The following is a 14384-nucleotide window of genomic DNA, read 5'->3' as shown; positions in this document are numbered from 1 at the left end:
ACGACCACGGCATGCCGAGTGAGGTGGGTCCACGGTGAGCAACGAGGACGAGAAGTACGTCGAGTACCTGAAGCGTACGACCTCGGAGCTGCGGCGCACCCGGCGGCGGCTGCGCGAGCTGGAGGACCGGGCGCAGGAGCCCATCGCCATCGTGGCGATGAGCTGCCGGTACCCCGGCGGCGTCTCCTCACCCGAGCAGCTCTGGGACCTCGTCCGCGACGGCGGGGACGGCATCGGCCCGTTCCCCGCCGACCGGGGCTGGGACCTCGACCGGCTGTTCCACCCCGACCCCGACCACCCGGGCACCAGCTACGTGTCCGAGGGCGGCTTCGTCTACGACGCCGCCGACTTCGACGCCGACGTGTTCGGCATCTCGCCCCGCGAGGCCGTCGCCATGGACCCGCAGCAGCGGCTGCTGCTGGAGACGTCCTGGGAGGCGTTCGAGCGGGCCGGGCTGCCGCTGCCGGCGGTGCGGGGCAGCCGTACCGGCGTGTTCGTCGGGGCCGCGTCGCACGGCTACGACGGGATGATGGCCCAGGCCCAGGCCGAGAACGGCGAGGGGCACCTGCTCACCGGCAACGCCACCAGCGTCATCTCCGGTCGGGTCGCGTACACCCTCGGCCTCGAAGGGCCGGCGGTCACCGTCGACACCGCCTGCTCGTCGTCGCTGGTCGCCGTGCACCTCGCGGCGCAGGCGCTGCGCAACGGCGACTGCGAGCTGGCGCTGGCCGGCGGCGTGACGGTCATGCCCACCCCGGCGGTCTTCGTCGGCTTCTCCCGGCAGCGCGGCCTCGCCGCCGACGGCCGGTGCAAGGCGTTCGCCGCCGGGGCGGACGGCACCTCCTGGTCCGAGGGCATCGGCATGCTGCTGCTCGCCCGCCTCTCCGACGCCCAGCGCCACGGGTACCCGGTCCTCGCCGTGGTCCGGGGCAGCGCCGTCAACCAGGACGGCGCGTCCAACGGGCTGAGCGCCCCGCACGGCCCCTCCCAGGTGCGGGTCATCCGGCAGGCCCTGGCCAACGCCCGGCTCACCCCCGAGCAGGTCGACGTGGTCGAGGCGCACGGCACCGGCACCCGGCTCGGCGACCCGATCGAGGCGCAGGCGCTGCTGGCCACGTACGGGCAGGACCGGGGCGACGCCGCGCCGCTGCTGCTCGGCTCGGTCAAGTCGAACATCGGCCACACCCAGGCCGCAGCCGGCGTCGCCGGGCTGATCAAGATGGTGCTGGCCATCCGGCACGGGATCGTCCCGCCGACCCTGCACGTCGACCAGCCGTCCCCGCACATCGACTGGACCGCCGGGGCCGTCAGCCTCGCCACCGAGGCGACCCCGTGGCCGGCCGTGGACCGGCCCCGCCGGGCGGCCGTGTCGTCGTTCGGGGTGTCCGGCACCAACGCGCACACCATCGTCGAGCAGGCCCCCGCCCCGGAGTCGGGCGGGGACGCCCCGGCCCCGACGGCCGGCCGTCCGGTCGTACCGGTGCTGCTGTCCGCCCGGTCGGAGGTCGCGCTCGCCGCGCAGGCCGGCCGCTGGGCGGGGTGGCTGGACGCCGACGCCGACCTTCGTCCCCTCGACGTCGCCCACTCGTCGGTCGCCGCCCGGTCCCCCCTGGACACCCGCGCCGTCGTCGCCGCCACCGGCCGGGACGACCTGCTCGCCGGGCTGCGGGCCCTCGCCGCCGGCTCGCCGGCCGGCACCGTGCTCACCGGCACGGGTTCGACCCGCGGCCAGCTCGCGGTCCTCTTCTCCGGCCAGGGCGCGCAGCGCGCCGGCATGGGCCGGGAGCTGTACGAGACCTTCCCCGTGTTCGCCGCCGCCCTGGACGAGGCGTGCGGGCACCTGGACCGGGCCCTGCCGCGCCCACTGCGGGAGGTGCTGTTCGCCGCCGAGGGCACCGCCGAGGCGGCCCTGCTGGACCAGACCGTGTTCACCCAGGCCGGCCTGTTCGCCGTCGAGCTGGCCCTGTTCCGGCTCGTGGAGTCGTTCGGGATCGCGCCCGACTTCGTCGGCGGCCACTCGATCGGCGAGATCACGGCCGCCCACGTGGCCGGGGTGCTCTCCCTCGAACACGCCTGCGCGCTGGTCGCCGCCCGGGGCCGGCTGATGCAGGCCCTGCCGGCCGGCGGCGGGATGCTCGCCGTCGCCGCGCCGGAGGCCGACGTCGTGGCGACGCTGGACGGGCTGACCGACCGGGTCGGGATCGCCGCCGTCAACGGGCCGACCTCCGTCGTCGTGTCCGGCGACGCCGAGGCCCTCGACGAGGTCGAGCGGACCTGGCGGGACCGGGGTGCCCGCACCCGCCGGCTCGCCGTCAGCCACGCCTTCCACAGCCCGCTCATGGAGCCGATGCTGGCCCGGTTCCGGGCGGTGCTCGACAAGCTGACGTTCGCCGCCCCGCTGCTGCCGGTGGTGTCGAACCTGACCGGCGCGCTCGCCGACCCCGACGAGATCCGCACGGCCGAGCACTGGGTGCGGCACGTCCGGGAGGCAGTCCGGTACGCCGACGGGGTGACCGCGCTGCGGGCCGCCGGGGTCGACACGTTCCTGGAGGTCGGGCCGCGCAGCGTGCTCACCGCGATGACCGCCGACGCGCTGTCCGGCGACACCGGCGTCCTCGCCGTCGCCGCCCAGCGCGCCGACCGGCCCGAGGCCGCCGGCCTGCTCGCCGCCCTCGGCGAGCTGCACGTCCACGGCGTCCCCGTCGCCTGGCAGCCGTGGTTCGCCGACACCGGCGCGACCCGGGTCGACCTGCCCACGTACGCGTTCCAGCACCAGCGCTACTGGCCCGAGTTCGCCCCCACCGCAGGCCAGGAGGGGCCGGCCGACGGCACGGAGGGCGACTTCTGGGCGGCCGTGGAACGCGGCGACCTGCCCGCCGTGGCGTCCCACCTCGCCGTGCAGGACGACCCGTCCGCCGTCGAGGCCCTCGCCCCGGCCGTGCCGGTCCTGTCGTCCTGGCGCAAGGCCCGCCTCCGCGACGCCGCCCTCAACGCCTGGTCGTACCGCACCGACTGGCACCCCGTCCGCCCCACCCCCACCCCGGCCCTGACAACCCGCTGGCTGATCATCACCCCCACCCCCAGCCCCACCCCCACCCCCGCCGATCTTGCAGTTGGGGCCCCCGATACGGGCGTTACGCGGCCTTCGTCGGGGCCCGAAGTGCAAGATCGCGTGGAGCGGGCGGGGATCGCGGGCGTGCTGGGGGGTGCGGGGGCGCGCGTTGATCGGCTCGTCGTGCCCGTTGGGGTTGGTCGTGGGGAGTTGGGCGAGGCGCTGCGGCAGTACGGCGAGTCGGGCTGGGCCGGGGTGGTGTGCGTGCTGCCCGAGGGGGACCCGGGCCTGCCGGACGCCCCCGCCGTGCCGGCCGGCACCGCGCTGCTGCTCGCCCTCGTCCAGGCCCTCGCCGACACCGGCCTGCCCGGCCGGCTCTGGTGCGTCACCCGGGGCGCGGTGTCCGTCGGCGGAGGTGAGCAGGTCACCGACCCGGCGTCGGCCGCGGCCTGGGGACTCGGCCGGGTCGTCGCCCTGGAGCAGCCCGACCGCTGGGGCGGCCTGATCGACCTGCCTGCCCGCCCGGCCCGGCCCGCCGACGGCACCCGGTCCGCCGACGGCACCCGGTCCGCCGATGGCACCCGGCCCGGCGGGGCCGACCCGACCGGCGGGACCGCCGACCGCCTCGACCGGGCCACCGGGGACGCGCTGCTCGCCGTCCTCGCCGACGCCGGCCACGACCAGGTCGCCATCCGCCCGCAGGGCACCTTCGGCCGCCGCCTCGTCCCGGCCGCCCCGCCCGCCGGGCCGGGCTGGCGGCCGTCGGGCACGGTGCTGGTCACCGGCGGCACCGGCGCGCTGGGCCGGCACACCGCCCGGTGGCTGCTCGCCAACGGGGCCGCCGAGGTGGTTCTCGCCTCCCGGCGCGGCCCCGACGCCCCCGGCACCGCCGAGCTGACCGGGGAGCTGGCCGAGCTGGGCGCCGCCCGGATCGTCGCCTGCGACGTCACCGACGCCGACGCCGTCACCGCGCTGGTCGCCGGCCTGCCGGACCTCACCGCCGTCGTGCACACCGCCGGGGTCGTCGACGACGGCGTCCTCGACGGCCTCGACCCGGCCCGGATGCAGACCGTCCTCGACGGCAAGGTCCGCGCCGCCCGGGTGCTGCACGAGGCCACCGCCGGCCGGGACCTCGACGCGTTCGTGCTCTTCTCCTCCCTCGCCGGGGTCATCGGCAGCGCCGGCCAGGGCAACTACGCGGCGGCCAACGCGTACCTCGACGCGTTCGCGGCCTGGCGACGCGGCCAGGGGCTGCCCGCCACCGCGCTCGCCTGGGGCGCCTGGGCCTCCGACGGGATGGCCGCGGCCACCGCCGCGCTGACCGCCCGGCTCACCCGGGGCGGCGTCAACCCGCTGCCCGCCGCCGAGGCGGTCACCGCGCTCGGCCGCCTCGTCAACGCCGCCGAGCCGGCCCTCACCGTCGCCGACGTCGACTGGGGACGCCTCGCCGCCGCCTGGGGCCGGCCCACCCCGCTGATCGCCGCCCTGCCCGGGGTGCCCGCCGCGCCCACCGGCCCCGTCCGCGCCGTGGTCGTCGGCCGGTCCCTGCCGCAGCTCACCGAGCTGGTCCGCACCCAGGCCGCCGTGGTGCTCGGCTACCCGGCCGGCCAGCCCCTGCCCGACCGCACCTTCCGCGACCTCGGCTTCGACTCGCTCACCGCCGTCGAGCTGCGCAACCGGCTCACCGCCGAGACGGGCACGGCCCTGCCCGCCACCCTCGTCTTCGACCACCCGACCGTCGCCGAGCTGGCCGCCCACCTGCACGACCGCACCGCCGGCCACGCGCCCGGCGAGGTGGTCGCCGACGGCACCGACCTGCACCGCGAGCCGATCGCCATCGTCGCGATGAGCTGCCGCTTCCCCGGCGGGGTGTCCTCACCCGAGCAGCTGTGGGACCTGGTCTCCGGCGGCACCGACGCGATGACCCTGATGCCCGGCGAGCGCGGCTGGAACGTCGCCGAGCTGTACCACCCCGACCCCGAACACCTCGGCACCAGCTACGTCCGCGAGGGCGGCTTCGTCGCCGGGGCCGGTGAGTTCGACCCCGCCTTCTTCGGCATCAGCCCCCGCGAGGCCCTGGCCATGGACCCGCAGCAGCGGCTGCTGCTGGAGACCACCTGGGAGGCGTTCGAGCGGGCCCGGATCGACCCGACCGCGCTGCGCGGCAGCCGCACCGGCGTGTACGTCGGCACCAACGGCCAGGACTACGGCTCGCTGCTGATGGCCGCCGGGGGCGTCGACGAGAACTACCTCGCCACGGGCACCTCCGCCAGCGTCATCTCCGGCCGGCTGGCGTACTCCTTCGGGCTGCACGGCCCCGCCGTCACCGTCGACACCGCCTGCTCGTCGTCGCTGGTCGCCATGCACCTCGCCGCGCAGGCCCTTCAGGCGGGGGAGTGCGACCTGGCCCTGGCCGGTGGCGCCACCGTGATGGCCACCCCCGGCATCTTCGTCGGCTTCTCCCGGCAGCGCGGGCTGGCCGCCGACGGCCGGTGCAAGCCGTTCGCCGGGGCCGCCGACGGCACCGGCTGGGGCGAGGGCGTCGGCCTGCTGGTCCTGCAGCGGCTCTCCGACGCCCGCCGCGACGGCAACCCGGTCCTCGCCGTCGTGCGGGGCAGCGCCGTCAACCAGGACGGCGCGTCCAACGGGCTCACCGCCCCCAACGGCCCCGCCCAGCAGCGGGTCATCCGGCAGGCCCTGGCCAACGCCCGGCTCACCGCCGACCAGGTCGACGCCGTCGAGGCGCACGGCACCGGCACCACCCTCGGCGACCCGATCGAGGCGCAGGCGCTGATCGCCACGTACGGCCACGACCGCCCCGCCGACCGCCCGCTCTGGCTCGGCTCGATCAAGTCGAACATCGGCCACACCCAGGCAGCCGCCGGCGTCGCCGGGGTGATCAAGATGGTGCTCGCCATGCGGCACGGGGTGCTGCCCCCCACCCTGCACGTCGACGAGCCCACCCCGCACGTCGACTGGTCCGCCGGCAGCGTCGAGCTGCTCACCGCCGCCCGTCCCTGGGAGCCGGCCGACGGCGTCCGCCGCGCCGGGATCTCCTCGTTCGGCATCAGCGGCACCAACGTGCACACCATCCTCGAACAGGCCCCCGCCGAGGAGCCCGCCCCGACCGCCGACGGGCCGACCGGGGAGCTGCCCTGGGTGCTGTCCGGGCGCACCCCCGCCGCCCTCGCCGCCCGCGCCCGCGACCTGACCGCCCACCTCGACACTGTCGACGACGCCGCGCTCGCCGACGTCGGCTGGTCGCTGGTGGACACCCGGGCGGCCCAGGACCACCGGGCCGTCGTCTTCGCCGCCGACCGGGACGGCCTGACCGCCGCGCTGGGCGCGCTCGCCGACGGGCGGACCGCCCCGGAGACCGTCACCCGGGGAGCCGGTACGCCGGGCGAGGTCGCCTTCGTCTTCCCCGGCCAGGGCTCCCAGTGGGTCGGCATGGCCGCCGAGCTGCTCGACACCGCCGGAGTCTTCGCCGAGAAGTTCGCCGCCTGCGCCGAGGCGCTGCGCCCGTACGTCGACTGGTCGCCGACCGACGTGGTGCGCGGCGTGCCCGGCGCCCCCTCCCTGGACCGGGTCGACGTCGTCCAGCCCACCCTGTTCGCGGTCGGCGTCTCCCTCGCCGCGCTCTGGGGGTCGTACGGGGTCCGCCCCACCGCCGTGGTCGGCCACTCGCAGGGCGAGATCGCCGCCGCGCACGTCGCCGGCGCCCTCACCCTCGACGACGCGGCGGCCGTGGTCGCCCTGCGCAGCCGGATCATCGCCGGCATCGCCGGGGACGGCGGGATGGTCTCCGTCGCCACCACCGCCGACGAGGCCACCGGCGCCATCGCCCGCTGGGACGGCCGGGTCGCCCTCGCCGCCGTCAACGGGCCCACCTCCGTCGTCGTCTCCGGCGACAGCGCCGCCCTCGACGACCTCGTCGCCCACTACGAGGCCCGCGAGGTGCGGGTCCGCCGGATCCCCGTCGACTACGCATCGCACTCCGCCCACGTCGAGCCGCTGCGCGACCAGCTCCGGGAACTGCTCGCCGGGCTGACCCCGCGCACCAGCGAGATCCGGTTCCGGTCCACCGTCACCGGCGACTGGCTCGACACCGCCGGCCTCGACGCCGACTACTGGTACCGCAACCTGCGGCAGACCGTCCGTTTCGACGACGCCGTGCGCAGCCTCGTCGCCGCCGGCTACCAGACCTTCGTCGAGGTCAGCGCCCACCCGGTGCTCACCATGGCCGTGCAGGAGAGCGTCGAGCTGGCCGCCGCCGACCCGGGCGCGGTCACCGTCACCGGCACGCTGCGCCGCAACGAGGGCGGCCTCGGCCGGTTCCTCCGCGCCGCGGCCGAGGTCTACACCGGGGGTACGACCGTCGACTGGCGGCCCGCGTTCGCCGGGCTCGCCGCGCACCGCCGCGACCTGCCCACGTACCCCTTCCAGCGGCAGCTCTACTGGCCGCAGCCGGCCCCGGCGTCCGCCCCGGCCGCCGGCCCGGTCGAGGTCGACGAGGTCGACGCCCGGTTCTGGGCCGCGGTCGAGGCCGAGGACCTGGCCGCCCTCACCGCCGAACTCGCCGCCGACGGGACCGACGCCGTGCCGGAGGCGGCCGTCGCCGACGTGCTGCCCGCCCTCGCCGCCTGGCGTCGCCGGCACCGCGACCAGGCCATGGTGGACTCCTGGCGGTACCGCGACGCCTGGCTGCCCGTCGCCGCCGACGGGCCCGGCGAGCCCACGGCCACCGGCACCTGGTGGCTGGTCACCGGGCCCGACGACGCCGACGCGGCGCGGGCCGCGTTCTGCCGGGACGCCCTCGACCGGAGCGGCGGGACCGTCGTACCCCTGACCCTGGACGCCGAGCGGACGGACCGCGCCGCCCTCGCCGACCGGCTGCGCGACCTCGCCGCGGCGGGACCGGTCGCCGGGATCGTGTCGCTGCTCGCGCTCGACGAGACGCCCGCACCGGCGCACCCGTCCGCGCCGGTCGGCTTCGCCGGCACGGTCACCCTGACCCAGGCCCTCGGCGACGCCGGCGTCCGCGCCCCACTGTGGACGCTCACCTCCGGAGCCGTCTCCACCGACCCCGCCGACCCGCTGCCGCACCCCGTGCAGCAGCTCGCCTGGGGCTTCGGCCGGGTCGCCGCACTGGAACACCCCGACCGCTGGGGCGGCCTTGTCGACCTCCCCGACGAGCTGGACGACGCCGCCGGTCGGCGGCTGGTCCGCGTCCTCACCGGCGTCGACGGCGAGGACCAGGTGGCCCTGCGCCGGGCCGGCGCGTTCGGCCGGCGGCTGCTGCGCGCCCCGCTCGGCGACGCCCCCGCCACCCGGACCTGGCGGCCCTCCGGCACCGCCCTGGTCACCGGCGGCACCGGCGCCCTCGGCGGGCACATGGCCCGCTGGCTCGCCGCCAACGGCGCGTCCCACCTGGTGCTGCTCAGCCGGCGCGGCCGGCAGGCCGAGGGAATCGCCGAGCTGGAGGCTGAGCTGGTCGGCCTGGGCGCCCGGGTCACCGTGGCCGCCTGCGACGCCGCCGACCGCGACGCGCTCGCCGCCGTCATCGCCGACGTGCCCGCCGAGCACCCGCTGACCACCGTCGTGCACACCGCCGCCGTCCTCGACGACTCCGTGATCAACTCGCTCACCCTGGAACAGGTCGACTACGCGCTGAGCGCCAAGGTCAACGCCGCGCTGAACCTGCACGAGCTGACCCGCGACCTCGACCTCGACGCGTTCATCCTTTTCTCCTCGATGGCCGGGACCGTCGGCAGCTCCGGCGTCGGCAACTACGCCCCCGGCAACGCGTTCCTCAACGCCCTCGCCGAGCACCGGCGCGGCCTCGGCCTGCCCGCCACCTCCATCGGCTGGGGCGCGTGGGGCGGCGGCGGCATGGCCGAGGGCGACTTCGGTCGGATGCTGCACCGCCACGGCGCGCCCGAGATGCATCCCCGGCTCGCCGTCGCCGCGCTGCACCAGGCCGTCGAGCACGACGAGACCTTCCTGACCATCTCGAACATCGCCTGGGACCGGTTCTACGTCGCGTTCACCGCCACCCGGCCCGGGCCACTGATCGCCGAGATCCCCGAGGCGCAGCAGCTCCAGGCCACCAAGGGCCTCGTCGAGGCGAAGGAGGCGGAGGAGACCGGCCCGGCCGGGGCGTTCACCCGGATGAGCGCCGCCGAGCGCCAGCAGGCGCTGCTCGAACTGGTCCGCGACCAGGCCGCCACCGTCCTCAAGTACGACGGCGGCCAGGCCGTCGACCCGCACCACGCGTTCCGGGACCTCGGCTTCGACTCGGTGACCGCCGTGGAGCTGCGCAACCGGCTCGCCACCGCCACCGGGCTGCGCCTGCCGGTGACCCTGGTCTTCGACTACCCCACCGCCACCGCGCTCGCCCGGCACCTGCACGAGGAACTGGGTGGCGAGGCCGAGGCTCCGGCGGAGACCGCCACCGTGACGCTCAGCGACGACGAGCCGGTGGCGATCGTCGCCATGTCCTGCCGGTTCCCCGGCGGCGCCACCGACCCGGAACGGTTCTGGCAGATGCTGCACGCCGGCCGGGACGCCGTCTCCGACCTGCCCGGCGACCGGGGCTGGGACGTCGAGCGCCTGTACGACCCCGACCCCTATTCCACCGGCACCTCCTACGTCCGCAGCGGCGGCTTCCTGTACGAGGTGGCGGACTTCGATGCGGCCTTCTTCGGCATCTCGCCCCGTGAGGCGTTGGCGATGGATCCGCAGCAGCGGTTGTTGTTGGAGGCGTCGTGGGAGGTGGTGGAGCGGGCAGGGGTTGATCCGGGGGGGTTGCGGGGTTCGCGAACAGGGGTGTTCGTGGGGACGAATGGTCAGGACTATGGGGCCCTGTTGATGGTTTCTGCGGATGAGGTGGAGGGGTTCGCGGGGACGGGGAATGCGGCGAGTGTGGTGTCGGGTCGGGTGGCGTACGCGTTGGGGTTGGAGGGGCCGGCGGTGTCGGTGGACACGGCGTGTTCGTCGTCCCTCGTGGCGTTGCATCTGGCGGTGCAGTCGCTGCGGCGCGGCGAGTGTGACCTGGCGTTCGCGGGTGGTGTGACGGTGATGGCCACGCCGGGGTTGTTCGTGGAGTTCTCGCGGCAGCGGGGATTGGCCGCCGATGGGCGGTGCAAGGCGTTCGCGGCGGGCGCGGACGGCACGGGCTGGGGTGAGGGCGTCGGTGTGCTGCTGGTGGAGCGGCTTGCCGACGCGCGGCGCAACGGGCATCACGTGCTGGCGATCGTGCGGGGGAGCGCGGTCAACCAGGACGGTGCCAGCAATGGTCTGACGGCGCCGAACGGCCCGTCGCAGCAGCGGGTGATCCGGCAGGCCCTCGCCTCGGCGGGGCTGTCTACGGCGGACGTGGACGTGGTGGAGGCGCACGGCACCGGCACGACGCTGGGCGACCCGATCGAGGCGCAGGCGCTGCTGGCCACCTACGGACAGGGCCGGGACGAGCCGCTGCTGCTGGGCTCGGTGAAGTCGAACATCGGCCACACCCAGGCGGCGGCCGGGGTGGCCGGCGTGATCAAGATGGTGCTGGCCATGCAGGAGGGTGTCGTCCCGGCGACCCTGCACGTCGACGAGCCCTCCCCGCACATCGACTGGACGTCGGGCGCGGTGGAGTTGGCGACCGAGGCCACACCGTGGCCCGAGACGGGCCGGACGCGGCGGGCGGCGGTGTCGTCGTTCGGCATCTCCGGCACCAACGCGCACGTGATCATCGAGCTGCCCGATGACGAGCCGGCGGAGCCGGTCGCCGTTCCCACGAGTGCGCCGGGGTTGGTCGCCTCGGGCGTGACGGTGTGGCCGGTGTCGGCCCGGTCCAGGGCCGCCCTCGCCGGCCAGGCCGCCCGCCTGGCCCGGTACGTCCGGGAGCACGACGGCGTCGAGCCGGCCGGAGTGGCGTGGTCCCTGGCCACGACCCGGTCGACGTTCGACCACCGGGCGTCGGTCGTCGGGTCGAGCGTCGAGGAGTTGCTGTCCGGTCTGGACGCCTTGGGCGCCGGTGCGCCTGCGGGGACGGCCGTCACGGGTGTGGCCGCGTCCCACGGCGCGGGTCCGGTGTTCGTGTTCCCGGGTCAGGGTGCGCAGTCGGCGCGGATGGCGGCGGGTCTGGTCGGTCGGACGCCGGTGTTCGACGGGCGGCTGGCGGAGTGTCAGCGTGCGTTGGCCCCGTTCCTGGACGTGGATCTCGTCGCGGTGTTGACCGGTGAGGACGAGTCGTGGTTGGACCGGGTCGAGGTGGTGCAGCCGGTGCTGTGGGCGGTCGGGATCGCCTTGGCGGCGGTGTGGCGGCAGGTGGGCGTCACCCCGCAGGCGGTGATCGGTCACTCGCAGGGCGAGATCGGTGCCGCGTGTGTGGCGGGGATCCTGTCCCTGGATGACGCCGCGCGGACCGTTGCCCTGCGTTCGCGTGCCCTGGCGGTGTTGCGGGGCACGGGGGCGATGGCGTCGGTGGATCTGTCCGCCGACGCGGTGACCGAACGGCTGGGCGCGTTCCCCGGGGTGGGTGTCGCGGCGGTGAACGGTCCGGCCACGGTGGTGGTGTCGGGTCCGCCGCAGCCGGTGGCCGACCTCGTCGAGGCGTGCCAGGCCGAAGGCATCCGGGCCCGGTTGATTCCGGTGGACTACGCGTCGCACTCGGCGTCGGTGCAGGACGTCGCGGAGCGGTTGCGGGCGGACCTGGCCGACGTGGCCCCGCAGGCCGGTCACACCCGGCTCGTGTCGACGTTGACCGGGGACTGGGTGGATCCGGCTGCCATGACGGCGGACTACTGGTACGACAACCTGCGCCGGACGGTGCAGTTCGACGCCGCAGTCCGGGTGGCGATCGCGGCCGGCCACTCCACGTTCGTGGAGATCAGCCCGCACCCCGTGTTGACGATGCCGGTCACGGCGATCCTCGACGACACCGGCACCGCCGGGCACACGCTGGGCAGCCTGCGTCGGGGTGACGACGACGCGACCCGGCTGTTGACGAACCTGGCGACCGCGCACGCCATCGGCCTGCCCGTCGACCTGACGAACGTGCTCGCGGAGACCGACGTGGTGCCGCTGCCCACGTACGCCTTCGACCGGGACCGGTTCTGGCCGACCGCCATCGCCGGGCAGCCCGGTCAGGACGACGCGCCCACCGGCGTCGACTCCGCGTTCTGGGCCGCCGTCGAGCGGGAGGATCTCCCCGCGCTCGCGGAACTCACCGCGCAGAGCGCCGCCGAATCCCTCGAACGGCTGGGCGCGGCCCTGCCGGTGCTCGCCTCCTGGCGGCGGCAGCAGCGGGACCGGTCCACCCTCGACGACTGGCGCTACCGCAGCGTCTGGCAGCCGTACACCGGGACGCCCGTCAGCTTCATCCCCGGCGCCTGGTGGGTCGTCGCCGACGAGCGGCACGCGGCCGACGGCGAGACGGCGGTCGCCGAGCTGACCCGCCGGGGTGCCGACGCCCGGCTGGTGCTGCTGCCCGAGCGGCTGGCCGACCGGGCCGCCGTAGCCGAGCACCTGACCGCCGCCACCCGCACCGCCGACGGGGACACCGCCCCGGCGGACGGCGTCCTGTCGCTGCTCGCCCTCGCCGACGGCGCGGTCGACGACACCCAGCCGGTGCCGCCGTTCCTCGCCCGCTCGCTGGCCCTGATCCAGGCCCTCGGCGACCTCGAGGTGTCCGCGCCGCTGTGGTGCGTCACCCGGGGCGCCGCCGGCGCCACCCGGGGCGGGACCGTCGACCGGCCGGAGCAGTCGCTGCTCTGGGGCCTCGGCCGGGCCGTCGCCCTGGAACACCCCGAGCGCTGGGGCGGCCTGGTCGACGTGCCGGCCACCCTCGACGACCACGGCTGGGACCTGCTCTGCGCCGCCCTCGCCGGCCTCGACGGGGAGGACCAGCTCGCGCTCGACGGGGCCACCGTCCTCGTCCGCCGGCTGGTCCGGGCCCCTGCCGGAGCCCCCGCCGCCGACGCGCCCGATCACCCGGGCACCACGCTGGTCACCGGCGGCACCGGCGCGCTCGGCGCGGAGGTGGCCCGCTGGCTGGCCGCCCGGGGCGCCGAGCACCTGCTGCTGGTCAGCCGCCGGGGCGCGGACGCGCCGGGCGCCGCCGAGCTGGCCCGGGAGCTGACCGACGCGGGCACCCGGGTCACCGTCGCGGCCTGCGACGTGGCCGACCGGGCGGCACTGGCGAAGCTGCTCGACGACGTGCCCGCCGACGTGCCGCTGACCGGCGTCGTCCACGCGGCGGGCGTCCTCGACGACGGGGTCCTGGACGGCCTCACCGCCGACCGGATCGCCACCGTGCTGCGGCCCAAGGTGCTCGGCGCGCTGCACCTGCACGAGCTGACCGTCGGCCGGGACCTGCGCACGTTCGTGCTGTTCTCCGCGATGGCGGGCCAGCTCGGCGCCGCCGGCCAGGGCAGCTACGCCGCCGCGAACGCGTACCTCGACGCCCTCGCCGAGCAGCGGCACCGGCAGGGGCTGGCGGCCACCTCGATCGCCTGGGGTCCCTGGGCGGCCGGCGGGATGGCCGCCGCCGACCCGGCCGTGGAGGAACGTCGCCGCCGCACGGGCGTGGCCCGCCTCGACACCGCGCCCGCCCTCGCCGCGCTGGAGCGGTGCGTGGCGCGGCGCGAACCGGCCACGCTGGTCGCCGCCATCGACTGGGCCCGGTACGTGCCGGGGTTCGTCGCCGTCCGGCCCAGCCCACTGCTCAGGGGCGTCGCCGAGGCGCAGCGGGCCGTCACCGAGCGGGCCGACGACTCCGTGGCGTCCCCCGAGTCGCTGGCCGCCCTGCTCGCCGGGCAGACCGACGCCGAGCGGCGCAAGACCCTGCTGGAACTGGTACGCGGCCAGGCCGCCGCCGTGCTCGGGCACGCCTCGATGGACGCCGTCGAGCCGGACCGGGCCTTCCGGGAGCTCGGCTTCGACTCGCTGACCGCGGTGGAGCTGCGCAACCGGTTGTCCGCGACGACCGGCGTCCGGCTGCCCGCCACGGTGGTCTTCGACTACCCGACGGCGGCCGGGCTCGCCGAGTACGTCCGGGCGGCGATCGTCGACGGCGGGGTGGCCGGTGTCGCGCCGGTCTTCGGCGAACTGGACAGGTTGGAAGCGGCGCTCACCGGCTCGGCGCCGGACCGTAGCGCCCGGATTCGGATCACCGAGCGGCTGCGGGCGCTACTCGCCTCCCTCAACGAGGACGACGCCCCGGCGGGCGGCGGCGGGGACACCGTCACCGAGAAGCTCCAGGACGCCACGCCGGACGAGGTCTTCGACTTCATCGACCGGGAGCTGGGGGTGTCCTGACGTGATCGCTGCTGCGTCGACGACG

General features: G+C 76.3%; 1 protein-coding gene. It reads left to right on the top strand.

Annotation, left to right across the window (positions count from 1 at the left end; translation table 11 throughout):
- The first annotated feature begins 34 nt into the window (after positions 1–34).
- A complete protein-coding gene (locus tag OG559_RS01890) occupies positions 35–14359 on the top strand; it encodes a type I polyketide synthase (RefSeq protein WP_405111596.1) in 14325 nt (4774 codons plus the stop codon).
- Positions 14360–14384: the final 25 nt, after the last annotated feature.

It is taken from the genome of Micromonospora sp. NBC_01405 (assembly GCF_045040155.1).
Lineage (GTDB): Bacteria > Actinomycetota > Actinomycetes > Mycobacteriales > Micromonosporaceae > Micromonospora.
The sequence above is the reverse complement of the archived record's forward strand: the minus strand, read 5'-3'. Positions and strand labels throughout refer to the sequence as shown.